General features: G+C 42.3%; 25 protein-coding genes. 7 read left to right on the top strand and 18 right to left on the bottom strand.

Going from position 1 to position 25,978, the window contains the following annotated elements; all coding sequences use genetic code 11:
• Position 1 precedes the first annotated feature (1 nt).
• Positions 2 to 1,528, top strand: coding sequence for a response regulator (locus ACOAOT_RS00470; protein WP_420215140.1), 1,527 nt, complete (start codon positions 2 to 4; stop codon positions 1,526 to 1,528).
• Positions 1,525 to 2,652 (top strand): glycoside hydrolase family 88/105 protein, encoded by a 1,128-nt coding sequence (locus tag ACOAOT_RS00465; RefSeq protein WP_420215139.1) that lies wholly within the window; start codon positions 1,525 to 1,527, stop codon positions 2,650 to 2,652. Before ACOAOT_RS00470 ends, ACOAOT_RS00465 begins: the two co-directional genes overlap by 4 nt.
• Before the next feature lie 34 nt (positions 2,653 to 2,686).
• Here the strand turns inward: ACOAOT_RS00465 and ACOAOT_RS00460 are convergent, their stop codons facing one another.
• Complete coding sequence (locus ACOAOT_RS00460; RefSeq protein ID WP_420215138.1) at positions 2,687 to 3,550, bottom strand: AraC family transcriptional regulator; 864 nt, start codon at positions 3,548 to 3,550, stop codon at positions 2,687 to 2,689.
• Between the two features lie 148 nt (positions 3,551 to 3,698).
• Here ACOAOT_RS00460 and ACOAOT_RS00455 point away from each other — a divergent pair, with 148 nt between their 5' ends.
• Positions 3,699 to 5,096 carry a family 4 glycosyl hydrolase gene (locus tag ACOAOT_RS00455; protein ID WP_420215137.1) on the top strand — a complete coding sequence of 466 codons (1,398 nt, stop codon included), beginning with the start codon at positions 3,699 to 3,701 and terminating at the stop codon, positions 5,094 to 5,096.
• 64 nt (positions 5,097 to 5,160) lie between these two features.
• On the opposite strand, the gene ACOAOT_RS00450 is transcribed toward ACOAOT_RS00455, so the two are convergent.
• The 12 genes from ACOAOT_RS00450 to ACOAOT_RS00395 form a co-directional block, all read right to left on the bottom strand.
• On the bottom strand, positions 5,161 to 5,655 hold the full coding sequence (locus ACOAOT_RS00450) for a YfcE family phosphodiesterase (protein ID WP_104438300.1): 495 nt from the start codon (positions 5,653 to 5,655) through the stop codon (positions 5,161 to 5,163).
• Positions 5,633 to 6,265 (bottom strand): RdgB/HAM1 family non-canonical purine NTP pyrophosphatase, encoded by a 633-nt coding sequence (gene rdgB, locus ACOAOT_RS00445; protein ID WP_420215136.1) that lies wholly within the window; start codon positions 6,263 to 6,265, stop codon positions 5,633 to 5,635. The genes ACOAOT_RS00450 and rdgB overlap by 23 nt, the downstream gene beginning before the upstream one ends.
• Positions 6,262 to 7,545, bottom strand: coding sequence for a lectin like domain-containing protein (locus tag ACOAOT_RS00440; RefSeq protein WP_420216630.1), 1,284 nt, complete (start codon positions 7,543 to 7,545; stop codon positions 6,262 to 6,264). Before ACOAOT_RS00440 ends, rdgB begins: the two co-directional genes overlap by 4 nt.
• 46 nt (positions 7,546 to 7,591) lie before the next feature.
• The gene (locus tag ACOAOT_RS00435) at positions 7,592 to 8,761 is read right to left on the bottom strand and encodes a THUMP domain-containing class I SAM-dependent RNA methyltransferase (protein ID WP_420215135.1); all 1,170 of its coding nucleotides are present in this window, start codon (positions 8,759 to 8,761) and stop codon (positions 7,592 to 7,594) included.
• Position 8,762: 1 nt separating this feature from the next.
• On the bottom strand, positions 8,763 to 9,311 hold the full coding sequence (gene yfcE, locus ACOAOT_RS00430; RefSeq protein ID WP_104438303.1) for a phosphodiesterase: 549 nt from the start codon (positions 9,309 to 9,311) through the stop codon (positions 8,763 to 8,765).
• Between the two features lie 69 nt (positions 9,312 to 9,380).
• Positions 9,381 to 9,689, bottom strand: coding sequence for a rhodanese-like domain-containing protein (locus tag ACOAOT_RS00425; RefSeq protein WP_277405984.1), 309 nt, complete (start codon positions 9,687 to 9,689; stop codon positions 9,381 to 9,383).
• 123 nt (positions 9,690 to 9,812) lie between these two features.
• Positions 9,813 to 10,040 (bottom strand): hypothetical protein, encoded by a 228-nt coding sequence (locus ACOAOT_RS00420; RefSeq protein ID WP_420215134.1) that lies wholly within the window; start codon positions 10,038 to 10,040, stop codon positions 9,813 to 9,815.
• Between the two features lie 431 nt (positions 10,041 to 10,471).
• On the bottom strand, positions 10,472 to 10,534 hold the full coding sequence (locus ACOAOT_RS00415; protein WP_420216629.1) for a putative holin-like toxin: 63 nt from the start codon (positions 10,532 to 10,534) through the stop codon (positions 10,472 to 10,474).
• Between the two features lie 230 nt (positions 10,535 to 10,764).
• Positions 10,765 to 11,496 carry a C40 family peptidase gene (locus ACOAOT_RS00410; protein ID WP_420215133.1) on the bottom strand — a complete coding sequence of 244 codons (732 nt, stop codon included), beginning with the start codon at positions 11,494 to 11,496 and terminating at the stop codon, positions 10,765 to 10,767.
• A gap of 132 nt (positions 11,497 to 11,628) precedes the next feature.
• Entirely contained in the window at positions 11,629 to 12,321 is a 693-nt protein-coding gene (locus tag ACOAOT_RS00405; protein WP_420215132.1) for a C40 family peptidase, read from the bottom strand.
• Between the two features lie 195 nt (positions 12,322 to 12,516).
• Positions 12,517 to 12,990, bottom strand: a complete 474-nt coding sequence (locus ACOAOT_RS00400) for a DUF1700 domain-containing protein (protein WP_420215131.1) — start codon at positions 12,988 to 12,990, stop codon at positions 12,517 to 12,519.
• A gap of 110 nt (positions 12,991 to 13,100) precedes the next feature.
• Positions 13,101 to 15,038: a fructose-1,6-bisphosphatase gene (locus ACOAOT_RS00395; protein WP_420215130.1), complete on the bottom strand. Its 1,938-nt coding sequence runs from the start codon at positions 15,036 to 15,038 to the stop codon at positions 13,101 to 13,103.
• A 149-nt stretch (positions 15,039 to 15,187) separates the two neighbouring features.
• Here ACOAOT_RS00395 and ACOAOT_RS00390 point away from each other — a divergent pair, with 149 nt between their 5' ends.
• Positions 15,188 to 16,000 carry an MBL fold metallo-hydrolase gene (locus ACOAOT_RS00390; protein ID WP_420216628.1) on the top strand — a complete coding sequence of 271 codons (813 nt, stop codon included), beginning with the start codon at positions 15,188 to 15,190 and terminating at the stop codon, positions 15,998 to 16,000.
• Positions 16,001 to 16,069: 69 nt separating this feature from the next.
• On the top strand, positions 16,070 to 16,363 hold the full coding sequence (locus ACOAOT_RS00385) for a hypothetical protein (protein ID WP_104438311.1): 294 nt from the start codon (positions 16,070 to 16,072) through the stop codon (positions 16,361 to 16,363).
• 55 nt (positions 16,364 to 16,418) lie between these two features.
• Here the strand turns inward: ACOAOT_RS00385 and ACOAOT_RS00380 are convergent, their stop codons facing one another.
• Positions 16,419 to 17,606 carry an iron-containing alcohol dehydrogenase gene (locus ACOAOT_RS00380; RefSeq protein WP_420215129.1) on the bottom strand — a complete coding sequence of 396 codons (1,188 nt, stop codon included), beginning with the start codon at positions 17,604 to 17,606 and terminating at the stop codon, positions 16,419 to 16,421.
• A gap of 198 nt (positions 17,607 to 17,804) precedes the next feature.
• Here ACOAOT_RS00380 and ACOAOT_RS00375 point away from each other — a divergent pair, with 198 nt between their 5' ends.
• Together ACOAOT_RS00375 and ACOAOT_RS00370 are read left to right on the top strand one after the other, a co-directional pair.
• Entirely contained in the window at positions 17,805 to 18,974 is a 1,170-nt protein-coding gene (locus tag ACOAOT_RS00375) for a M23 family metallopeptidase (protein WP_420215128.1), read from the top strand.
• A 130-nt stretch (positions 18,975 to 19,104) separates the two neighbouring features.
• The gene (locus tag ACOAOT_RS00370; RefSeq protein WP_420215127.1) at positions 19,105 to 20,637 is read left to right on the top strand and encodes a GH39 family glycosyl hydrolase; all 1,533 of its coding nucleotides are present in this window, start codon (positions 19,105 to 19,107) and stop codon (positions 20,635 to 20,637) included.
• A 3-nt stretch (positions 20,638 to 20,640) separates the two neighbouring features.
• Here the strand turns inward: ACOAOT_RS00370 and ACOAOT_RS00365 are convergent, their stop codons facing one another.
• The 4 genes from ACOAOT_RS00365 to ACOAOT_RS00350 all read right to left on the bottom strand — a co-directional run bounded on the left by ACOAOT_RS00365 (position 20,641) and on the right by ACOAOT_RS00350 (position 25,967).
• Entirely contained in the window at positions 20,641 to 21,546 is a 906-nt protein-coding gene (locus ACOAOT_RS00365; RefSeq protein ID WP_420215126.1) for a carbohydrate ABC transporter permease, read from the bottom strand.
• Between the two features lie 11 nt (positions 21,547 to 21,557).
• On the bottom strand, positions 21,558 to 22,493 hold the full coding sequence (locus ACOAOT_RS00360) for an ABC transporter permease (protein WP_420215125.1): 936 nt from the start codon (positions 22,491 to 22,493) through the stop codon (positions 21,558 to 21,560).
• Positions 22,494 to 22,562: 69 nt separating this feature from the next.
• Complete coding sequence (locus ACOAOT_RS00355) at positions 22,563 to 24,251, bottom strand: type 2 periplasmic-binding domain-containing protein (RefSeq protein WP_420215124.1); 1,689 nt, start codon at positions 24,249 to 24,251, stop codon at positions 22,563 to 22,565.
• Positions 24,252 to 24,368: 117 nt separating this feature from the next.
• On the bottom strand, positions 24,369 to 25,967 hold the full coding sequence (locus ACOAOT_RS00350) for a response regulator transcription factor (protein WP_420215123.1): 1,599 nt from the start codon (positions 25,965 to 25,967) through the stop codon (positions 24,369 to 24,371).
• Positions 25,968 to 25,978 lie beyond the last annotated feature (11 nt).

The following is a 25,978-nucleotide window of genomic DNA, read 5'->3' as shown; positions in this document are numbered from 1 at the left end:
CATGCTGAGGTTAATGATTGTAGATGATGAACAGATTATCAGAGAAGCCCTTTCTCAAATGATTGATTATGAATCTTTAGGATATGAGTTGATCGCAACAGCCAAAAATGGAATGGAAGCCTATGACATCATTTGTGATGAATATCCGGATGTAGTGATCACTGATATTCGAATGCCCATTTTAAATGGTCTGGATCTCATAGAGCGTTCCATTAAAACAGACTCTAAGATCTCATTTATTCTGCTTTCCGGTTATAATGACTTTGAATATGCCAAGCAGGCGATGAAATACGGAGTCCGGTTTTATTTATTAAAACCAACCGATAAAAATGAGCTGATCGATTCTCTTGTTTCCATTCGAAAGGAACGCCTTCAGGAGGAAGCACGCCGTAAATCCCAGCAGGTGGATCTTTTAAAGACTTTGCACATTCCGCTGGAACAGAGTTTCATCATGGAACTGCTGGAGCATCAGGACACTTTTTCAAGTGTATTTCATAAATATCAGGAACTGTTATCTCTGCCTGAAAGCTGCCTCTATGCATGCATCTGTTCCTTTGTAGAAGAACCTTATTTGAAAAATTTCGCCACTGATCTTGTTAAAATCCTTGGTGTGGAAGGGCTTCGTCTGGATTTTTCCATACTATATGTAAAAAATACTGCTGTTTTAATTTTCCCTGCTACCACTCTTGCAACCCAGGAACGGATTAAGAACTCCATTTTAAAGCTGCATTATCCCAATCAGTCCGTAACCTTTGAAACAGAATTTATCCATATGGATACATCGGAAAAGTTATTTTACTATGTAATTCAGAAGATTTCCCGTTTTGAGCGGATTCTTCTGCTCAGTGAAAAAGGAGAGAGCTATGAGATCAGAAACCATATCACAGCTCCTTGGATGATCAGTCATCTGGAGGATTCCATTACCTCTGCACCGGATATCATTCAGGCAAACGAGCTTTTAAATTCCGTTTTTATTGACTCCATGCCCCCGGCAACGGCCAGAAGCCTTGCCCTTGGTCTTTTCCTTCAGGCCGATTTAAGTCAGGAAAAACCACCCATTGACGCTGCCTGTGACTTTTTCCGCCGGCTTTATTCCTGTGATAACGTAACGGAAATCCGGAATCTTCTTTCCGTGGTTCTGGTACAGAAAGAGCATGAAACAGGGGGACATAAGGCCAGTTCTAACATAGCGCTATTAAAAACCTATATCAGGGAACACTTAGACTCAGAGAACCTTTCTTTAAAATGGCTGGCTGAGAATTACCTGTTTGTCAGTGTTGGATATTTAAGCAAACAGTTTGTTAAAGAGGAAGGTATGCGTTTTTCCGACTATTTAAACAAAGAGCGCATGGAGGAAGCCATACGGCTGATGACCTACTATCACAATGACAACATCAAACAAATCGCAAGGCAGGTGGGATTCGGAAGCAATCCCCAGTATTTCAGCCAGGTATTCAAACGTTACACAGGTCTTCCGCCCACAGATTACATCGAAAAGCTAAAAAACACAAAACATAAAGGAGAATGACAACAATGACAAACGAGAGGCTGCTGGAAAAAATCCATCTGGTTGTGGAGAAACTCATGAATCTGGGAGGCTGTGACTATAACAAAGATAAATCAGTCAGCTCCACAGACACCAAAAAAGGAATTATACAGAGGGATTTTGGCATTGAAGAATGGGACTGGCCTCAGGGCGTTGGTCTCTATGGCTTGTACAAACTGCAGGATTTTTACGGAGATGACCGGTATCTTTCCTTTTTTGAAAACTGGTACAGCGGACATATGAAAAACGGTCTGCCCTCCAGAAACATCAACACAACCGCTCCCTTCCTCCCCCTATCCTGCCTTCATTCCAGTCTGAAAGACTCAGAGAGCTTTTATCAGCTCTGTACGGAACAGGCAGACTGGCTGATTAACGGGCTTCCAAAAACCACCGACAATGGATTTCAGCACGTAACAAGTGCAATTGGTGACAGGAACGGAGTAACCTTAAATGAAGGGCAGATATGGATTGATACTTTATTTATGTCTGTGCTTTTCTTAAACCGAATGGGACAGCAGGCAGAAAATCCGGTTTGGAAAAACGAAGCCCTCCATCAGTTTCTGGTACACATCAAATATTTATTTGATAAACAGACCGGACTTTTCCATCACGGATTCAGTTTTGAGCGAATGGATAATTTTGGCGGCGTTTTCTGGTGCCGTGGAAACTCCTGGTTCACCTACGGAATCATGGAATTTTTAGATGCCTGCGGATCTGATTTAAACGAAGGCGTAAGAACTTATCTGATTGACACCTTCTGTTCTCAGGCAGCCGCTCTCTTAAAGCTCCAGGCTCCCTCCGGATTGTGGAGAACCGTACTGACCGACGAAACCAGTTACGAAGAGGTATCAGGTTCCGCTGCCATTGCTGCCGGTATTTTAAGAGGTGTTAAGGCAGGAATTTTAGATGATACCTACAAAGCAGCGGCAGAACGTGCAATTTCTGCTATATGCGATAACATTTCTGATGATGGAACTGTCCTTAATGTTTCAGCAGGTACAGGAATCGGTATGGATGGCGACCACTATAAAAATGTTTTAATTATGCCTATGGCCTATGGTCAGGCACTTGCTCTTACAGCACTGTGTGAGGCACTTGAAAAATAGAACTTCCCCACAAAAAAAAGAGGCGAAAAGAACGTTACTGCTCCGTTCTTTTCGCCTCTTTTCTGTACTTCAAAGGCGTTGCATCCGTATGCTTTTTAAATACCCGTTCAAAATAAGTAACACTTTCAAAGCCCAGAACTTCTGATATCTCTGTTACAGAATATTCACTGTTTAGAAGTAGTTCCCTGGCTTTGCGCACCCTTGCTAAATTTCTGTATTCATTAACTGAGAACCCCGTTACTTCCCGAAAAATCCGGCTTAAATAGGATTTACTGATAAAGAACCGTTCTGCCAGCTCCTCCAGACTCTCTGGCGTCTCACAATGAAGCGTGAGATACTCAGCCACCTCATGTACTTTACCATGTTTTGAGGTCTGGACCGTAATGGGCATATCCTTTAACAGATTTTTTTTACGGCTTCTGTAAACCATAAGAAGAATCCTGGAAATCAGGAGACGGACCATAACTTCATATCGTTCTCTCCTGCCTTTTATTTCATCTCTGATGGACAGAAGCAGGGATTTCATCTCCTCCCATTCCTTTTCGGAAAGTCTTGCAACCCCATAATAATCACCAAACAGCTTTTCCAGGGAATAAATCCCTGCATGATTTAACCAGGACTCCAGGTACCGTCCGTTGAGCTGGAGCAGAATACGGTCATGACTACCGTTTCCGGCCTGGCTTGTCTTATGCACCTGCTGCCGGTTGACCAATACCACATCTCCGGTCTTTACGTAATAGGTCTCTTTTTCAATAAAATAATAACGTTCTCCGCTTAAGAGAAAATACAACTCATAAGTATCATGAAAATGTTTCATTGTCATGGAAAATCCGTCATCTCTTGCCACTTCATCGATCACTACGCCTTCCATGCTCTCTTCAAATATGATTCGTTCCATTTTTCTCTCCTGATCAGTAGCCAAAAGTATGATTATTGCAAAATAAGCATCAATTTTATTAGTATTATAATACTATAATGCATTATAATATGCAATAGAGAGTGATACGAACCTATTCAATATTTCTTAGTTTCAGGAGGAAACCTTTATGAAATACGAAAACAACAAAGTAAGTGATATTAAAATCGCTTACATCGGCGGCGGTTCCAGAGGCTGGGCTTGGACTTTTATGACGGACCTTTCCATGGATGATTCCATGAGCGGAACAATCCGGCTTTACGACATTGATCCTGCTGCTTCAAAAAACAATGAAATTATTGGCAATCATTTAAGCGCCCGCAAGGATACCATCGGAAAATGGGATTATGTCCAGTCTGATTCTTTAAAAGATGCGCTGACAGGCTGTGATTTTGCTGTCATCTCCATTCTCCCGGGAACCTTCGACGAGATGGATTCTGATGTCCATCTTCCGGAAAGACTTGGTATCTATCAGTCAGTTGGTGATACAGCCGGCCCTGGCGGAATGATCCGTGCTCTGCGTACCATCCCAATGTTTGTTACCATAGCAGAGGCAATCAGGGATTACGCCCCTGATGCCTGGGTTATTAACTATACAAACCCCATGTCTCTGTGTGTAAAGACCCTTTATCATGTATTTCCGCAGATTAAGGCATTTGGCTGCTGTCACGAAGTATTTGGCACTCAGAAGGTGTTAAAGGGCATCTGTGAGGAAACCCTGGGACTGGAATCCATTGACCGCAGGGACATTCATGTCAATGTTCTTGGTATTAACCATTTTACCTGGTTTGATGAGGCTTCTTATAAAGGAATCGACTTATTTCCTGTTTACCGGGATTATATCAATGCTCATTATGAAGAGGGCTATGAAGAGCCGGATAAAAACTGGGCAAACAGCACATTTGAATGCGCACACCGGGTGAAATTTGACCTGTTCCGCCGCTATGGTCTGATTGCTGCTGCAGGGGACCGTCATCTTGCAGAATTCATGCCTGGAACCGATTATTTAAAAGACCCGGAGACGGTTAAATCCTGGAAATTTGGTCTCACCACTGTTGACTGGAGAAAGAATGACTTAAAAGAACGTCTGGAAAAGAGCCGCCGTCTGGCTGACGGAGAACAGGAGATTGAGTTAAAACCGTCAGGAGAAGAAGGAATTCTTTTAATTAAATCATTATGTGGTCTTGACCGGACCATCAGCAATGTAAATATACCAAACTCTTTCTTACAGATTGCAAATCTTCCAGAAGATGCGGTTGTAGAAACGAATGCAGTATTTGGCCGCGACAGCATTAAACCCGTGATCGCAGGTTCCATTCCTGAGGAAGTGCTGGAACTGATAAAACCCCACGTTGCCAATCACGAGCGCATTTTAAAAGCAGCCCTTACTTGCGACCGTACACTGGTTTATGAAGCTTTCTTAAGCGATCCCCTGGTAAAAGGCAGAGCAAGCGACGAAGAAGTGAAAAAGCTGGCAGACGATATGATCACCAACACTCTGGCATATTTACCCGAAGGCTGGAGATAACCAAATAAGAGAAAACCCTGACAGAGCTGGTCAAAAATCATCCTCTCCGTCAGGGTTTTTTCATTTATTCTTTATCCAGGAAATTCAGCGTAAAATGAGCTTCTCCCTGCTCATCCAGTTCCATAATCATATAAGAGGGTCTTCTGCCTTCCTGGCGTGGATAGGACATACTTCCGGGATTTAAAATTATGATCCCGTTATGTACCTCATAAAACGGTCTGTGGGTATGCCCGAACATGGCGATCTGAATATTACGCTCCATGGCCTCCGCTTCCAGCCGCTCCACTCCAAGAGATACGTTATAATAATGTCCATGAGTCAGAAGTATCCGGTAACTGCCCAGTTTGATTTCTTCCTCCCGTTCCAGATCAGAGAAAAAATCATTGTTTCCAAGAACCATATGCAGTTCACAGCCCTCATCCAGCCAGCTCTCAATCTTCTTTTCACTTCCTTCGGAATCTCCAAGATGTATGAGCATGTCAAAGGGTTTATTTTCTTGGATCACCCGCAAAAGATTTTCATCTCTACGGTGAGTATCACTGACAATCAGTACTTTCATGACGCTCCTCTCCCAACTGCTCTCTCAGCTTATCTTTCATGGCTTCCAGCGCCTTTCCCCTGTGACTGATCCTGTTTTTCTGATCCATGGAAAGCTCTGCTGAAGTCATATGAAATTCAGGTATATAAAGAATGGGATCATAACCAAATCCTTCCCCGCCAGCCGGCTTGTCCGCAATCAGACCTTCCATGGTTGCCTCCGTATGAAGAACCCTGCCATCAGGAAGAACTGCCGCAATGTTACATACAAAGCGTGCACTTCTATCCTCTCCCGCAAAAAGAGCCGCACGGTTTAATATGGTCTGATTTTTAATCTCGTAGGAAGTCTCCTCCCCCATGTAGCGGGCAGAATAAATTCCAGGCTCTCCGCCCAGGCAGTCTACTACCAGACCGGAATCATCAGCAAGAACAATTCCTCCGGACTTTTTCCACACTGCCATGGCTTTTATTTCAGCGTTTTCCCCAAATGTGGTTCCGTTTTCCTCAATATCAAGGCAAATGCCGGCCTCTTTCATGGAACAGACTTCCATTCCAAGATCCTTTAATATCTCACGGATTTCCCGCATTTTTCCTTCATTCCCGGTTGCAAAAATTATTTTGTTCTCCCTCATCTGTTCTCTCCTTCAAACCTTTTTCTATTGGCAGCTGTATATGCCTTCAGACACAAATTGCAGTTCTGCTTTTTTTCCACCCGCTCCCACACTTTGCCGTCAGCACTGATATAACCCTCCCCGTCAGATAGATCTACAAAGGTTCTTCCGTCCCCTGCATCATATTCAATGGCTGCAGGGTGAACTGTATCGGGAGTGGTAATTTTTACAATCACTGCAAACCGCTCTCCCTTTTTTAATTTCAGTTCCTTTTTTGTTTTTTTATCAAATGATACGGTATAATAACCAGCATTTTCAAACGCCCCGTCTGTCAGGAAAATCTTCCGGCCGAACTCATCCCCTTCAGTAATATCAGATTCTTTTCCCGTCTGACGTACCGCGTAAATCTCATAAGAGGTACCAGGTGCTGTTGCATAAAACCCTACAGCCTTTAAATACTGGGATTCTTCTGCTTTATAGACATTGGAAAACCATACGGTATCATTCCCATAGCCCAGCTGGCCAACCCAGCCCCGTAAATCTGACTGATAGATCCTGTCATATCTGCCCGGATCTTCTACACCAGAATATACAATGTTATTCATACCGATATTGGAATCATAATAGGATACATAAAAAAAGCCCTGGTCACCAAATCCATCTCCCCAGCTGTTCATGCAGATAAATGCACCATCACCATTGACCGGGACATTAAAATTTTCTCTGGAAAATCCATCATCCCAACCGACAATTACGGAATCGTGATTGGGCGGCTCCGAACCTATGTAGCAATAAGCGGACGCAGACTCATTATAACTGTCTGACTTACTCCTGTCCCCATTCATGGCGGTATAGAGGGAACTCTGAACTCCTCCGTAGCGAAGAACCGCCCGCTTTATTTTCTCATAATCTTTTCCTGGTATCATCTGGATTTCCTGAACATGCTTCACTGCTTTGAGGCCTTTGGGCGACGTTCCATCTCCATAAGGATCCTCTGACTCCAGTACCGGTCCCTGCCAGGAAAGGAGGTATGCCATGGACATGGTATATTCTCCTCCTTCTTCCTGAGGAATACAAAATCCATTATTTAAGGACATATGATCCTCGGATAAATCAAGGGATTCTTCTGGCAACAGTCTGGCCTCCAATGCCTGTAACGATGCAAACGCCCAGCAGGTGCCAAGGGATCCCTGATTTTTCACTGCCGGAGCACGGCCGTTTTTCCTTCCGTCATAGACAGCCGGAAGCTGCCCTGTATCTGGATTATCTGTCTGTAATGGTACAAAATAGTCCGCCGCCAGGACGGCTGCTGTGCATAACACAACAAGAAAAAGGGCAAACCGGGTTTTATTTTTCAAACTCATCTCCTGCTTTTCTTTTCGGTGGCCTTGGCCCCATAAACTGATAGAAATAGGTTTTCATCATACCATTATAAATCTTACGGTTCTTATCTGCTTTTCTTCCGATATATCGTTCTGCATCCTCATATGCAGTGATCATGTACAACGACCATGCATCAAGAGCAGCATATCGCTCTCCGATCTGGCGGTAAAGCTTTGGAAGATTTTCCTTTTCCTCAAGACGCTCTCCATAGGGAGGATTGGTGATAATAAAACCATATTTTTTCGGATGGCTTAATGCATCCACGGAGCGCTGCTGAAAATGGATGAGATGATCCACACCGGCAGATTCAGCATTGGCTCTGGCTGCTTTTACAATCTCAGGATCGATATCATATCCCTGTATATCAACCTTTACGTCATGATCTACCAGATCATTGGCTTCATCCATGGTATCATACCAGCATTTTCTCGGGATAATGTTCTTCCAGTCTTCTGATAGGAAGGACCGGTTCATACCCGGAGCTATATTAGCTGCCATCATGGCTGCTTCTATTACGAATGTACCGCTTCCGCAAAACGGATCCACCAGGATCCTGTCTTTGTTCCATGGTGTCAGCATGATCAGCGCTGCAGCCAGGGTCTCCGTAATGGGAGCCTTGCTGGTGAGGGTACGGTAACCTCTTTTGTGGAGGGAATCTCCCGTGGTATCGATTCCTACGGTAACCTGATCTTTATACAGAAAAACACGAAGAGGATAGCTTGCACCATTCTCTTCAAACCATTCTACTTTATATGCACCCTTCATTCGTTCCACCATGGCTTTTTTCATAATGGACTGAATATCAGATGGGCTGAACAGCTTACTCTTGATGGAAGAAGCTTTTGCCACCCAGAATTTTCCATCAGCAGGAATATACTCTTCCCAAGGTATTTTCTTAGTCGCCTGAAAAAGTTCCTCAAAGGATTCCGCATGAAAGCTTCCCACCTTTAAAAGCACTCGTTCAGCAGTTCTTAAAAATACATTGGCACGGCAGATGGCTTCATCATCACCAAGAAACGTCACTCTTCCGTCTTCCACTAAGGTTATATCATATCCAAGATCTGTTATTTCTTTCTTTAATACCGCCTCCATACCAAAATGGCAGGGAGCAATGAGTTCGTAAGTTTTTTTCACATTATTCTCCTAAGTTCATTTCTTTTACAATGTTACCATCAAAATCCATAATCCGGAATATCCGGTCTTCCAGCAGCGCATAGGTAGGAGGATTTCCTCCTTTGGGAATGGAAACAGAACCTGGATTAAGTATGGTAATGTCTCCAAAGGTTTCCGCAGTCAGGATATGGGTATGACCGTGAAGCAGAATATCACCTTTTTGCATTGGCAGAAGATTTTCTTTGTTATAGATATGTCCATGAGTGGCATAAATAGTCAGGCCATTAATCGCAAACAACGCATAATCAGAAAGGACCGGGAATTCCAGTACCATCTGATCTACTTCCGCATCACAGTTTCCCCGGACATTATAAATCTGATCTTTATAACTGTTAAGCATGGAGATGACCTCTTTGGGTGCATATTCTTTTGGAAGATCATTTCTTGGTCCATGATAAAGAATATCCCCAAGGAGGATCAGTCTCTCAGCTCCTGATTTTTTATATACATCTAACAGCTCCCTGCAATAATAAGCAGAGCCGTGAATGTCGGAAGCAATCATATATTTCATAGGTATTTTCTCCTTTACTGTTTATCAGGTATATTTTAAGACCTGGAAGGTATATCTGTCAATGAATACCTATCCACGTACCATATATTTTCCCCTGTAATAGGAGATTCCATTAGCCAGATTGATGACCTGATAACCCATTGACTCCAAATGTCTGCAGACATTCATGCTTTGTCCGCCCCTGGCACAATAAAAGATGAGTGTTTTGTCTCTGGGCAGCTGGTTTTTCCAATAATCATACTCCTCATAAGGAAGATTGACGGCACCCTTTAAATGTCCTTTTTGATAAGAAAATGAGCTCCGAAGATCTATAATCATAATATTCCCATTATATTCTATATATTGATCGACTTCCCATACCGGTATTGTCGTGAACATACTATCACCTGTCCTTTCTAGTAATAATATATTCCGAATTTTCCAGGATGCGAAAATACAAAAAAACGCGGGAAAGGACACGTTGTCTCTTTCCCACGCCTTTTTTAGTTTTTTAGTCTGTTATTAGTAGGATTTGTTCTTGCTGGAATCGCGACTGGAATCACGGCTGCAGTCACGACTGGAATTCTGCATCTTGTCCTGCATTTTATCCTGCATTTTGTCTTGCATCTTATCCTGCATCTTATTCTGGCTGTTTGTACTCTTGTTCTTATTGTTGTTCTGGCTTGATGTGTAATTCTTTGAAGAATTATCCATATTGTTGTAGCTGTCATTATAACTATTCTTAGACATTTTCATACCTCCTGTGGGCGTTTTTTGTTACATGGTGTAGTATGGCGAATATCCGACAGAATATACTTGATTTTTTGTATTGGATAATTCTGAATTTTTTAGAATTGTTTTTAAAATAACTTTGCATTTTTACATAGCCTATATTATAATTTACTTGAGGAATATTATTCCTCATCCTTATTAATTATTTATACTCCCCTCAGAAGCAGCCGAATAGCTCCCCTATTCAGGCTGTTTCTCTTTGATGAGAAATCTGTGTATTTTATGTAATGCATTATTGATAATTTATATTGATAGTTTATATTGATACCAAACAGGATATATGCTATATTAGATATATAAAAGGAACAACCGCCCACAAGGGGTTGACCTAGCTTAAGAGTTGAAAGAACCCCTGAACCGGTCAAGTTCACAGGGGTTTTTTCTATGTATTACTTCTTTGTTATAGTATAAACAAAGGTCAGTAATGCAAGAATGAATATTCCGAATTGCATTAGCTCTCCAAATGATATATTCATCTGCCTCACCTCCCTTCATGTAAAATGAAAAGAGGTCAACACACCCTGTAACACGATTGTTCCATGCCATTATGGTAACATATCCCATTTCAATGTGCAATTACTTTTGCTAACCCATCCATCGCCCGGCAAATACAAAAGACCTCCGGCAATCCCATGCCGAAGGTCCTATATCCCTTTCCAAAATCCGGTAATCCGCTATTCCATTAATCGCCAATCACGTTGACAATCTTTACAGGTGTCCGATAATTCCACGGAGATGTCTTAATACCTGTACTATAAGTTGAGGAATGTACTACTTCTCCATTCCCGATATACATGGCAACATGATTGATGGAGCTTCCGCTTCCGTAAAAAATCAGGTCGCCTGGGCGCATCTGATCTGCGCTCACGGATCTTCCCTGTGAAGCCTGTCCACCTGATGAACGGCTGATGGAAAGTCCTGCTGCATGCTGCATTACATATCTTGTAAATCCGGAGCAATCCACTCCTGTATGAGGATCACTGCCACCGTAGGAATAACGACCGCCTACGAACTGCAGTGCATAATTAACAATGCTTTGTCTGAAATTAACGGTTGACTGAGCCTGAGCCTTCTCTTCCAGTGCTTTTAAAGTTTCTTCATCGGTTGCAGTTACAGTGGCACTTCCTTCTGCCGGCAAATAGCCATATGTATCGTTCACCTTAACTTTTAAAAATCCATCCCCCATATCTTCCACAACTTCAAAGGCGGATCCTTTGGAAGCGTTCATTAAGGGTTCTGTACCTTCTTCATCTTTACTGATTGTAACCTGATCTGTATTAACGGTTACCATGTAGTTTCCAAAACTTAATCCTGGGCCGGATACCTCATCTGCTCTTACATCTGAAGGAACTGCAATAATCATTGTTCCACAAAAAGCCATAAGTCCTAACGTTTTCCATACTTTGTTTATCATCGGGAAATTTGCTCCTATTTTTACTTTTTGAGTTTCAAATGTTACGTAATTATTAATTTCATTACGGTTATTATACATTTATTTTATCTTTTCGTCAAGTATTATTTAAAACTGCACGAAATTAAAATTATATTAGTTTAAAACACTGACAAATTTCACAGGTTTGCGATACATGACGTTTGTTACGATAATTCCTGTTTTTTCGGTGGATGCATGGACTACTTTCCCATCTCCCATATATAAAGCGACATGATTAATGGATCCGTTTTTTCCATAAAATACCAGATCACCGGGACGGGCCTGATCATAACTTACTATTTTCCCTTCCCCTGACTGTGACCTTGCGCTGTGATCCAGCTCAACATCTGCGGTCTTTTTAAGGACATATCTGGTAAAACCGGAACAGTCCACTCCTGTGCTGGGATTTACACCACCATATACGTAACGTCCTCCAACGAACTGAAGAGCATAGTTCACAACTTCTTTCCGCTCCAGTGCAGACTCGTCCACTTTCTCCTGAGTTTTTTCGATCAGTGTTGCAGAATCACTCCGTATGTAACCATCACCTTCCGGAACTTTCACCTTCAGCCAGCCATCCTTGGCAGGCTCAATCACCTCACAGGTCTGGCCTTCTAAAGCAGAAGTCACAACTGATCCGCCATCCTCCGCAGTGGTTCTGACTGATACAGGCTTGTCCAGTCTTGCATAAAGAGTTGTACTGGTTTCTACTGTGATTTCATCCGCTTTTGCCTCTGTCTGATTGCTTAAACTTAAGGTAGTTAAAAGTCCTAAAAGTCCCATGACCTTCCACATTCTGATTTTCATAACGAATCTCCTGTCTGCGTATGATAGCTGTTACCGCAAATATTTGACTTAAATATTACATAATTGTTACATTTTGAATTATATCCCCTGTTTCAGCTTTTGTCAAGCAAAAACGGCATTTATGACCACTTTCAGTCATAAATGCCGTTATACTTTTGTAATATATTCCATTTATATTGTTACATATTAGTGACGTTATCGTTTCAATCCTCTTACAAACCAGTATATCAGGCCAATTAAAAGCAGTGGTCCCATCAAAGGTGCCAGAAGGCTGAAGATACCAGTAACGATGGTTCCCACAAGGAGGAAAAAAAAGACAATGGCGACTACTCCAAGAAGCTTCCAATACCATTTACTTAAATCATAATAATGCATCCCCCGTCTCTCCTGCCTGGGTTCCTCATATACATTCTGATCCTGTCCGGTAAAAGAATTGTAAAAACCGCCGGTGCTGCTGCTTTCTTTTGCATTCTCACTGGCCTCTATAATCGTCTTGGCAATCAGTCTCGGGTCTCCAATTGCTTCGGTGACAGCTTCTTCCGAAGAGCCCTTTAAAACTTCTCCACGGATATATTCTTCGTAATATCTGATATTTTCTTCCACCACGCTTCCGGGAACCTCTCCTGTAAGGGTATCCCTTAAACGCTGTAAAAATTCCTGTCTGCTCATCTGAGCCTCCTTCAATAAAGTAAGTAACTTCCGACTATTTTACCATTTGACAGGGGTTCCGTAAAGAAATCTTATCTGAAAAAAATATTAATTTTTCATAATGTGCCAGACTACTCGATCCGTTCTTTTATGATTCCCTCCCGGTATGCTGCCACAAGCTCCTTTAGATCCTCAATTCTTCCTGTCAGTTCCGCCCCTTTATCCGTATCGGCAACCATCACCCGGCGTTTCATATTCTCAACAACTGATACCCTTGGTGTGCTCTCCTTTTCCGGATCAAAAGGCTTATGCTCAGCCAGAGCCAGGTGGTTGGAATTATAAATCAGTGTATATCCTGCTATTCCCGTCTTAGACTGATATGCCTTTGACAGCCCTCCGTCTATGAGAAACAGTCTGCCTCCCGCTTTCACCGGAGATTCCCCTTCTTTAATTTTAACCGGGACGTGACCATTTATAATATGGGCACTTTCTCCGGAAAGCCCGAATTCACTTAATATTTTCTCGCAGTATTCTTCCTTTATGCTTAAACGGTAATAAGGATTCATGGGTTCCATATGGGTCTGATGATCTTCGATAAAATAATGTTCAAAGGTGGTCATCTTACCTTTTCCATATACCGGGGACTTGGCTCCGCACCATAAATACCACATAAAATCTCTGGCATCTCTGCTTTCCTGGGTGTGTTCCGGAAGAAAATAAGCATTCTGAATCTTATTATCAACATAATCCATAAGAGCTTTTCCGGAATAGGACGAGCCATCCATACAGATTTCTTCAAATGTACCATCTTCCCGCATGGGAATGCACCCATGATAGAGGAGGTTGGAATTATAGCATTTGTACATGCTTCCATGAGAATAGAGGAAACGCACATGACGGTGAAGCAGTTCATTATGGAGAAATGAAAGCTGCAGCGTACGCAAAAGTTCCTCTTCCTCTTCGTTTAGTGTCAGCGGACTTGCCGGATCAATGGTGGGAAACGATGTATCTAGAAGAGAATATTCCTTTCCCTCTACTGTTACAGTTCCCTTATTGTAATCAATGGCTTTCAGTAAAACTCTGTCATTCATTTCATATTCCGGGTGACGCTTTATGATCTGCCCTTCCACTTTAAACTGAATTATGGCAATTGCCTTATGCATCTTGGCTGCCAGTCCCGGATCCACAGCATCGTAAATATTTTTATCAAGAATCTGGGGTGAAAAACGCTCACAGGGGTCGTTGCGGTATACTCTGGCAGCAAACATGGAAAGCGGTCTTAGATTAATCCCATAACCATCCTCAAGCACATCAAAGCTGTTGTAGCTGATGGCAATTCTTAAAACGTTGCAGATACATGCAAGGTTGCCTGTGGCTGCGCCCATCCATGAAATATCATGGTTACCCCACTGAATGTCCACATCGTGAAACTGCAAAAGCTCATTCATAATCATATCTGCTCTCGGTCCGCGGTCAAAAATATCTCCTATAATATGAAGACAGTCAATGGTTAAATTCTGAATTAGCTCACAAAGAGCTATAATAAATTTATCTCCAATCCGAATATCAATAATGGATCTGATGATTTCGCTGTAGTATACCCGTTTGTTGTCATCGTTATAATCAACATGAAGAAGTTCGTCTATGATGTATGCAAATTCCGGTGGCATCTTTTTTCTGACTTTGGATCTGGTGTATTTTGAAGATACAACCTTGCAGATCTGCACCAGACGGTAAATTGTCACTCTCAGCCAGTCATCATCTGCCTGCCCGCTAAGCTCCAGCTGATTCATCATGCGGTCGGGATAGTAAATCAGGTTTGCCAATTCCACTTCCTCTTTTTCGGGTAAGATATGACTGAATGTTTCAGAAATCTTTTCCCGAATCACACCGGAAGCACTCCTTAACAAATGAATAAAGGCCTCGTGTTCCCCATGTAAATCACTGAAAAAATACTCAGTTCCCTTGGGAAGTCCCTGAATTGCAGTCAGATTAATAATCTCACTGGAAGCCGCCCGAATGGTAGGATATTCCCTAGCCATAAGCTTTAAATAAGCCAAATCTTTCATAAATACGTTCTCCCTTTTTTGACACAGTTGCATTGCTTTGAATTTTATAGTATCATAAAAAACGTCAATTTTAAACCCCTTTCGCCTGACGGCCGTTCATGACCGGCCAGGCTATGAACGTAAAACCGGGAACACCCCAGAAAAAGGAGATACATATGGAACAATTATATGTTTTCGGAACCGGCAATGCCGCTGCCACTAAATGCTATAATACCTGCTTTGCCTTAAAAAATGACGAAGAATATTTTATGATTGATGCAGGAGGCGGCAACGGAATCTTCTCTATATTAGATGACATGAATGTGGATCTGTCTTACATTCACCATATATTTGCAACTCATGAACACACCGATCATATTCTTGGTATTATCTGGATGGTGCGCTTTATCGGAGCCAGAATTAAAGCGGGAAACTACGATGGAGATTTAAACATTTACAGCCATAAAAATCTGGTTTCCGTAATCGATACTCTCTGCCGACTCACTTTGCAGAAAAAATTTTATGATCTCATTGGTTCCAGAATTCATTTAATTCCGGTAGAAGACGGAGAAACCAGATCCATACTTGGATATGACATCACTTTTTTTGATATTCTTTCCACAAAAGCAGAGCAGTATGGATTTACCACAACTCTGCGTAACGGAAAACGCCTGTCCTTTTGCGGAGATGAGCCCTATAATCCCAAATGCCATGAATTTGTTGAAGGAACCAGCTGGCTGCTCCATGAAACTTTCTGCCTTTATAAGGACCGGGATATATTTAAGCCCTACGAAAAGCATCACAGTACAGTCACCGATGCCTGTAAACTTGCAGAGGACTTAAAGGCAGAGCATTTGATTTTATGGCATACAGAGGATAAGAACTTAAAAAGCAGAAAAGAGCTCTATACCAGTGAAGGAAGTCCTTTCTTTTCTGGTGAACTTCTGATTCCGGAAGACAAAGAAATTATTAAACTTTCCTGATAAAAAAATCACGCTCGTCCCCGGCACTGCATATCATATAACAATAGAAAAAGCAAAGGAGTTTCTCATATGTTGTGCCCGGGCGGCTTTACCCCTTACCGTGACGTCGACTGCAGAGACCTGGCTATTTTCTATGAGGCCACCAGGGATTTACGCGGCACTACCTACAAGCCATATCTGGTGGCAACACAGGAAGCCAGGGGAGTCAACTTCCGATTTATCTGCAACTCCACGATTATGACCAGACCTCCTCAGAATGCAATCACCATGGTTTGCATTTTTAAACCCTTTTGCAAAGAACATGATAAGGCCAGGGCGGTTGTGACGAGTATCTGTAAAATGGGATGCTACAATTGTTATTAAATATAAATCGGAACGGTTTTCGCACCGTCCCGATTTTTTAATAATACCAATATTTTTAAAATGCCATACGGTAAATCTCTATCATATCTTCTCTTCCCAATTCACGGATTCCTGTCAGGGTTTTTTCTCCCTTTGAAGAGCATTTATCCGCCATAAGTAAGAAATCCTCCTGGGTAATGCCGGAATTTAATTCCCGCAAAGAAACCGGCATATCAAGACTTTTAAAATATGCTTCCAGCCGATCGATTCCCTTTAATGCTGTATAAACAGGATTTTCAAAATCCATCTCCTGGTTAAATACCCTTACAGCCAGCTGGGCAAATCTCATTGGTGCATCCTTACATACGTATCTGGCCCAGGAACAAAACAGAGCAGATAAACCGGCACCGTGGGCGATATTAGGATATAGCCCGGACAGTTCGTGTTCCAGCTGATGCACCTGCATGAGATAATCTCTTCCAAGACCAGTCAGTCCGTCATGAGAAAGGCTTCCAGCCCACATGAGGGTGGCGCGAGCCTCATAGTCCACCAGATTTTTATCCGCCTTCTCTCCTGCTTCCATTACGGAGGTTAATAGTCCTTCGGCAATCCGGTCTGTAAGAGGAGTATCTTTCGTAGATCCTCCCAGATACCGTTCCAGTGTATGCATCATAATATCCACCGTTCCACAGCCAGTCTGAAACTTATTCACAGTAAAGGTCAGCTCAGGATTTAGCACCGCAAACAATGGGCGGTGTGTGGGGCTGTTAAATCCTCTTTTTAGGCCTTCCTCTTCTTTGGTTATGACGCAGGACAAGCTGGTTTCGCTTCCGGAAGCAGACAGTGTCAGAATATTTCCATGAGGAAGAGCCTTGCCAGGAACGGCTTTTTTCATAAAATAATCCCACGGATCAATATCCGGATTTAATACTCCGTCAGCTATGCATTTCGCAGAGTCAATTACACTGCCTCCCCCCACAGCAAGAATAAATTCAACATTTTCCTTTCTGCACAGGTTTATTCCTTCCATTGCAAGTCCAAGGCCCGGATTTGGCCTTACTCCTCCAAGCAGTACGTATTCAATTCCATAATTCTTTAAGGAATCTTCCACCTGATCTAAAAGACCGCTTTCCCTTACACTTCCTCCGCCAAAATGAACTAGAATCTTTTTAAATCCATATCCGGCAATCAATTCTCCAATATTTTTATGGGTGTCACGGCCAAAAATCACCCTTGTTGGTACGCAATATTCAAAATTATTCATTTAGAAACCTCTCTTTCTCCATCAAATCCATTCTTAGCTGAAATTATAGCATGAACCCTTCTTTTTTCCAAGACTGACTCTCGTTCCACCTTTTCCGTCATAAATTCTGTCCTTTTTGCATATCTTATATGGGAAAGCCAAAGAAAGCTGCTTTCCCTTTTCACATGCATCTAACATGGAACGACAAGGAGAATTCTTATGAACCCATTCAAAAAGAGTTTTACATCTTTCCCAGTGGCAAGGCATCATCTGATTATATACATAGAAGTAGTCATTCTTACGTTTCTTTTAGTCTCCCTCTTTTTTATTTCTCCCGGCGGCAGATTCTCTTTTCCAGTTGTAAACCAGGAAGGGAAGGCCAGCTCTTCGGAAGCAAAAAAATACGTTAAATGGGTGGATTTTAACGTAACTGCAAGAGCCATGCAGGAAGCCTTTCGTTATGATGTCAATACCTGCCAGTCCCAGGTTCATTTAAACTGGGTGGATTTACTTGCCTATCTGGGGGCCAGATATGGAGGAGACTTCTCCAGATATTCCAGCAAAGATTTAGATTCACTTGCCGAACAGCTTCTCTCTGGAAAAACCATGGAAGAACTGACCGGCAAAATGAAATACTATTCGTATTACCGGGAAGCCTATGGAGCCGTGTTAGACGGTTTGGTTGGGCAATATGAGATTCAGATCCCTTCCGCCAATGCACCGCTTTACGCCACGCCGGACTTATTGCCGGACGGTTCGGTTAATCCAGATAAAGTATGGGTGACAAAATACGGTTTAAAAGGATTTTCTCCCATTGCCAAAGGATTTCCCTATAACGATTTTGACGATTTCGGGACTGCAAGATCCTATGGATTCAAGCGCCAGCATCTGGGGCATGATATGATGGGGCAGGTTGGAACTCCGGTTATCGCTGTGGAAAGTGGCTATGTGGAAGCCATCGGCTGGAATCAATACGGCGGCTGGAGACTTGGCATTCGTAGCTTTGACGGAAAACGCTATTACTATTACGCTCATTTAAGAAAAAATTATCCCTATCATAAATCATTAAAACAAGGCAGTATTGTAAACGCCGGAGATGTCATCGGATATCTGGGCCGGACGGGATACAGCCGGACAGAAAACACCAATAACATTAATGAGCCTCACCTTCATTTCGGACTTCAGCTGATCTTTGATGAGTCCCAGAAAGAAGGAAACAATGAGATCTGGGTAGATTGTTATGAACTGACCAAATTTTTGTCTATGAACCGGTCTGAAACGGTAAAGAATCAGGAAACCAAGGAATACAGCCGGGTTTATAATATGAAAGATCCTGGCATTCCGGAGAATTTTGTAGCACCGCCTCCACCTCTTGAAGAGGAACAATAAAAATGAAAGCAGCTTATTTACGGGACCTTAAAATCATTCCCGTAAGCAGGCTGCTTTTTATGGCAGATACATTTATTTTCAAGTTAAAAAATGGTATAATTAAGAGCAAATTACGGAGAAGGGGATTCATATGGAAAAGCAAATCAGCTATACAATTCAAAATGATACAGGGTACAGTTTTAAGAATCATGCAGATTTTTGTGTAGGAACCGGCAGAATGGGATTAACTTTGCAGCAGCAGTATCAGGAACAGTTAAAACTGGTGCAGGAGCAGATTGGTTTTCGCCACATCAGAGGACACGGAATCTTTTGTGATGATATGGCAATTTATCAGGAGTATACGGATGAGTCAGGTCACATCAGGGCAGAATATAACTTTACCTATTTGGATATGGTCATGGATGCCTATCAGAATCTTGGGATTAAGCCTTTTTTAGAGCTTGGATTTATGCCTCAGAAAATGGCTTCCGGCGATCAGACCGTGTTCTACTGGAAAGGAAATGTTACACCCCCAAAAAGCTATGAGGCGTGGTCAGATCTGGTACAGGCAGTTCTTTTGCACCTTTTTGACCGCTACGGGAAAGAAGAGGTGGTGACCTGGCCGGTTGAGGTATGGAACGAGCCAAATCTTCCCGGATTCTGGAAAGGGGCTGACAAAGAAGAATATTTTACTTTGTTTCAGAAGACCTATTATGCTGTTAAAAAGACTGACAGCCGATTTCTGGTTGGAGGCCCGGCAATCTGCGGAGTTGACGACGTTCTCTGGCTGAAGCAATTTCTGGAGTTTTGCAGAGCACAGGAGTTAAAACCGGATTTTATCACGCGTCACCTTTACATGTGGGATAACCCGGAGCAATGCGGTCATTACAGCTACGGATCCCTAAGAGATCCCCAAACCGCCATGGAGGAGCTTAAGGTTTCCCGGGAAATTATAGACAGCTTTGAAGGGTTTCAGGGGCTTCCCATGCATATTACAGAATTTAACACTTCCTACAGCCCTGACAGTCCGATTCACGACACCACAGTCAATGCCGCTTATGTGGCATGGTTTTTATCTAAGATGGGTGATCTGTGTGAATCCTACTCTTACTGGACCTTTGGTGATATTTTTGAGGAAAAGGGAGTTCCATTTACCCCATTCCACGGTGGATTCGGCTTGGTTGCAAACGGTACAATACCAAAACCCACATTCTGGACCTTTGCATTCTTTAAAAAGCTTCAGGGCAAATGCATTCACCGTTCCGACGAACTGATTGTTATGGAACAAGAGGATGGAAGCTACTGCGCAGCCGCCTGGAATCTATGCCTTGGGCAAAGGGAATGCCTGCGCCTTTCTTTAACATTACCGGTGAATGAAGACGGAGAATATTGTCTGCTTACAAAAACAGTTGATGAAGTTCATGGAAATCCCAGAAAAATCTGGCATGATATGGGAGAACCTTCCTGGCCCTCAAAAGAAGAAACAAAGATACTAAAAGATAGTGCACAGCCGTTGATTCATACGGAATCAGTAAGTGCTTCCGCTTTGGCTATTTCCTTTTCTATTTCACTGCAGCCATGGGCAGTTATGTGGTTTCAGCTAAAGAAAACGAAACGAATCGGGGACCGGGGGTATGATTACTGCCGCGGAGAAAACCCCGCGGCAGGTGCCAAAAGCCAATAATATTTATCCTTTAACGCCACCGATTGTAAGACCTGTGACGAAATACCGTTGTAGAAACGGATAAAGGCAGACGATAGGCAGTATGGTAAGTATGGTGGCAGCAGAGCGGACCGAAGTGGGCGTTACAGCTGCCACCGCATTCTTCATGGATTCTACAGAATTACTTTGATTACTTACAGATGACAATAACTTCATCAGTTCATACTGCAGTGTGGTCAGATTGGCATTCATCCGATTATAGAGCATGGCATCAAACCAGGAATTCCAATGACCTACTGCACAGAATAAGGCAATGGTTGCATATACCGGTTTGCATAAAGGTGAGATGATTTTTGTAAATATAACCAGGTCTCCGGCTCCATCTAATTGAGCCGACTCTTCCAGACTATCAGGGATCCCTACCATATATGTCCGGATCACCAGCATATTAAAGGCTCCTACCATTCCGGGAATTATATAGACCAGAAAGCTGTTGGTAAGACCTAAGCCCTTATATAAAAGAAAGACAGGAATCATTCCACCGTTTACGTACATGGTAATAACCCAGAATAAGGAGAGCTGTTTCTTAAAAAGAAACCGTTTCCGGCTTACAATATAAGCAAGAAGGGCATTGGCCCCCAGTGCTGTAATGGTGCCGATCACCGTCCTTGCAACACTTATATAAGCTCCTACCAGCAGATTCTTTTTATGAAGCACTGTAATATAATTTTGTAATGTCCATTTTCTGGGCCATAAATACAGCCCTCCCCTCAGAGCATCGGTTCCGTCATTAAAGGCCAGGACCAGTGTATTCCAAACCGGATAAAGGGTAATGATCACAAACAGAACCATGAATATGGTATTAAGGAAAACAAATATCTTATTACCCAATGAACTTTTCCTTTTATGTAACATTCTATGATTAGTCATATCTGCCCCCCTTAAAATAAGCGTTCTTCGCCGGCCCGCTTTGCCATCTCATTTGCAATTAATACAATGGTAATACTTACCACACTTTTAAATATTCCTGCTGCTGTACCCAGGGAATAATCTCCCTGACTGATACCCCATTTCAAAACATATATATCAATCGTCTGAGATACACTCTGCACAAGTCCATTTCCTAACAGATACTGGACTTCCAAACCGGCATTTAAAACATTTCCTGAATTTATCAAAAGAAGAATAATCATCGTAGGCTTAATACCAGGCAGGGTGATATATTTGATTCTGGCCCATCTTCCAGCTCCATCAATGGCAGCCGCTTCATAGAGAGATGTATCTATGGCTGTGATGGAAGCCAGATAGATAATTGCATTCCAGCCAGTTTCCTTCCAGACATTGGCAAAAGCAACAATCCACCAGAAATACTTAGGATATGCAAAAAAATTCAGAGGTTCCTTTAACAGCTGGAAACGAACCAGAAGATCATTGACTATCCCCGTCCCAGACAGAGCATCGTGCAAAATGCCGGTAACAATAATCCAGGATAAAAAATGTGGAAGATATGAAATTGTCTGAACAACCTTTTTCCCCCCCTGTGACTTCACTTCATTTAAGAGAATCGCAAACACAATTGCGGTGACCATGGTAGTAACTAAATTAATAACTCCCATAGCCAGGGTATTTCTGATGACACGAATAAATCCATCATCAAGAAACAGCTGCCGGAATTTTGCAAGCCCTATAAATTTTGAGTGAAAAAAACCTTCCTTCGGCTTATAGTTTTCAAATGCCATGAGCCAGCCTGCAAGAGGAAGATAACAGAATATAAATCCATAAATCACATAGCCTGCAGACAACAGCAGGAGCACTTTCTGCTTTTTTATTTCTTTCCAATTGATACGTTCTTTTTTAACCTTTCCAATGGATGCCATGGTATCACTCCTTTGCTAAAAAACAGGCTGGCGCAGATATCTATGATTGCACCGCCTGTTTTCTACTATTTAATTTGCTGCCGCTTCTTCTGCAATTTTAATTCTCCTGTCTACCTCCGGCTGTACTTCATCAAGAAATGCCTGTGGATTGCAGGTTTCATAAGCAGTTAAATATTCTTCCCAGCCAGCTTCAAAATCAGGTGCCATGACAACCTTTGGTAAATACTCATGTTTTAATTCTCTCATCTTAATCCATGCGGTACCGCCCGGTGTTGCCGTAGTCATGGTTCCAACAAACGTATAAATCGGATACCATGGACCAGGAATTTCATTTTCTCCTACCATGTCAACATAGGTTTTGCAGCCATATGCCTGAAGGCATTCCTGTACATTCTTTGGAAGACTATCCAGGAACTCATTGGGCTGCAGCTCCGGTTTTGCTGCATTGATTCCATCCTGGCTCATTCCGCCCCAGACTGGGAAATAGGAATAAGGACATAAATGAGAGGCTTTGTATGCGGTATTGGTAACTTTCATACGAATTTCAGGTGTCCGGTAGAATAAACCATCCTGATCCACCAGGTAATCCACATCCTTTTCTCCCCAGTTTCTGAGAGTGATCACTTCTTCACTTAACAGATCATCTACGAATTTTAAAGCTCCTCTGACATCTTTACAGCTTACGGTAATAGACAGACCGGAACCTACATTTAACGTATCCCCGGAGGTATGCCATCTGTTTTTTACTCCCTTGTCAATGGTAACCGGAAGGGGTACATAATTACAGCCCTGGTCCTCCAGCCCCTGTTGCTTGATTGCATCATTCACGTGCCCATAAAAATCCCACCACTGGTCGATCATTCCAAGTACACGGCCTGTGGAAAGCTTTGCAATATATTCATCATAGATCTGAGTAAAGGATTCCGGATCAACGATTCCCTTTTTAAATTCTTCATTCAGCTTCTGGAAATAGCGTTTTGCCGTAGGAGTGGTATTGTAATCAATTACTTTCTTCGTTTCAGGATCTACAATACAGCTTCCATCATTGGGATATCCGTCCAGGAACAACGGAGCATTCTCAAGGCAGAAATATCTCCAGTCATCACATAATATCGTGTATGGAATGTTTTTTGTTCCATCCTCCATGGTGGGGTTGGCTTCCTGATAACGCTCGATTAAGTCAAAATATTCGTCCATGGTGGTGATCTTTGGATATCCTGCCCATTTTAGTACACGGGTCTGAATCCAGAAGGCCTCATCGTTGTGAGTGGTCTGCATATCCTTTTCATAGCTGTTGTTGAACTGAGGGATCCAGTAGATATGGCCATCAGCCTGACGCAGCTGTTCCCATTCCAGCTTGGTAAAGAAATTCTTGATATTGGGATAATCATCAATATAATCATCAAGTGCGACCAGTGCTCCTGCATCATAAAGCTGGCTGGTTCCGTCACTGCCGCATATAAAATCGGGATATTCTCCTCCTGCTATCAGGGTTCCCACAGCTTCTTCCGCTGTCTGTCCGGTCAGCCAGGTTTCCTTTACTTTGGCTCCTGTAATCTCTGCAATATGCTTTTGAATTTCATTGTCATCATTGATTTCGTCTCCCGGTACTGCAAAAAAAGCGGTAAATTCTTTGATACCCCCGTCTTCTTTGGCTGTACTGCTGCCGGTAGCTGCTGTCCCCTTAGAGCAGCCAGTCAGAGTTTGCAACACCATGGCACCGACCACAAGCAGAGCTGTAAACTGTTTTTTTCTCAACGTCATATCCTCCCTTTTCTTTTATATTAATAGTTTACTTCAAAGCTGTGTTTTCACAACTGGAGAAAGCTAATAAAAACACAGGGTAAATTATAGAAGCAGTATCCATAATCTGCCCTATTTCTCTCTATTTTCCCCTCCCTTTCTAAACTTTGACGGTGTACAGCCCTTAACGCAAATGAAACGGTTTACAAAGTAATCCAGGTCCCGGTACCCAACCTCCTCTGCAATCTGGTATATTTTAAGATCGGTTCTTAACAGCCTGACTGCCGCCTGCTCAATACGGCAGTTATTTAAATAATCCTTAAAGGACATTCCGTACTTTTTCCGGAACAGCTGACCTAAATAGGCGCTGTTTAAATAATATTTATTGCTGTATTCCCTTAATGAAAGATTTTTAGCGTAATTTTTTCTGATATCCTTCTCCACCTCATGGAGAATATCCTTTGATACATGCTTTCGCAGCTGTTCTAAGTAAGCCGCATATTCACAGGATAACCGGATTAAATGCTCTTTTCCGCCTCTTAGCATATCTCCTTCAAAGACATTTTCACTGATATAGAGCATGATTTCTTCCTGATTTACATATCCGTCCTGCTCGGATGCCAGATGGATCAGCTGGAATAAAAGATAGTTAATATTCAAATTAACCGTGTCCATGGCAAATCTTAAATGATTCATTTCTTCATACAGCCGCTCTACGCTTTCCTCAATTCTTCCCCGTTCATTCTGCTCCACTGCAAACAGCAGATCATCCAGATATTGTTTACATAATACGATCCCATTGTTATTTACCTGTACCTCTTTTTCATAATAATAGATGGGCTGCTTTTTGCGAAAAGCCTGAAAAGAGCGGAGGATTCTGGCTGCCCCATAGGAATTAGATATTTTTGAAATATCATTTACCTTTTTTCCTACCAGCATGACAACCGGCAGGCTCATGGCCTCATTTAGGTACTTTTTAAACCGCTCCAGATACGCTTTCTGAGTCTCCCCAGCATTTTTTGCCATATAATCACAATAAATAAAACCAATATCATAGCTTTTTTCATGACTTGAAACATCAAAAATACAATGATCCCCATCTCCTTTTAAAAATGCAAGGCAGGCACGGTAAAGTTCTCTCTGCTGGTTACGCTTTTCCTCATCCATCAGCTCTTCCATCTGCTCAATATTGTCAATTTCGATGTCCACATAACTGATTCCTTCGGACCATTGCATCTGTTTTCTGATATAATCCAGATTGATCTGGTCGTATTTCCCAAAAATAAGAGATATCATATTTCTGGCAAGATATGCCTTCTCCATTTTGATTTTGTTAAGCTGTTGCTTTTTAGTGCCCTGTCTCTGATAATTCAGCCGGTGCAGTACCCGGAGCAGCTCTTCCTTCACAACTGGCTTTAATATATAATCAAAGCATTCAAATCGAATTGCCTGCTGGGCATAGGAAAAATCGCTGAAACCGCTTAATATGATAAAATCTGCACGGGAAATCTTATCTTTTCTCAAAATTTCCAGCAGTTCCATTCCTGACATCACAGGCATTTTTATATCTGCAATGATTAAATCTACCTGATTATTTTTCAGGTAATCAAGAGCTTCCATTCCATTTGCAGCCGTTTTGACAATCTCATAGCCTTCTTCCTCCCAGTTAATCAGTACCTTTAACCCCTGAACAATAAATGGTTCATCATCCACTAATAAGACACGTATCATAGTTACCCCCC

The organism is Lacrimispora struthionigena (genome assembly GCF_048627165.1).
Lineage (GTDB): Bacteria > Bacillota > Clostridia > Lachnospirales > Lachnospiraceae > Lacrimispora.
This window is presented reverse-complemented; position numbering and strand designations above follow the sequence as displayed.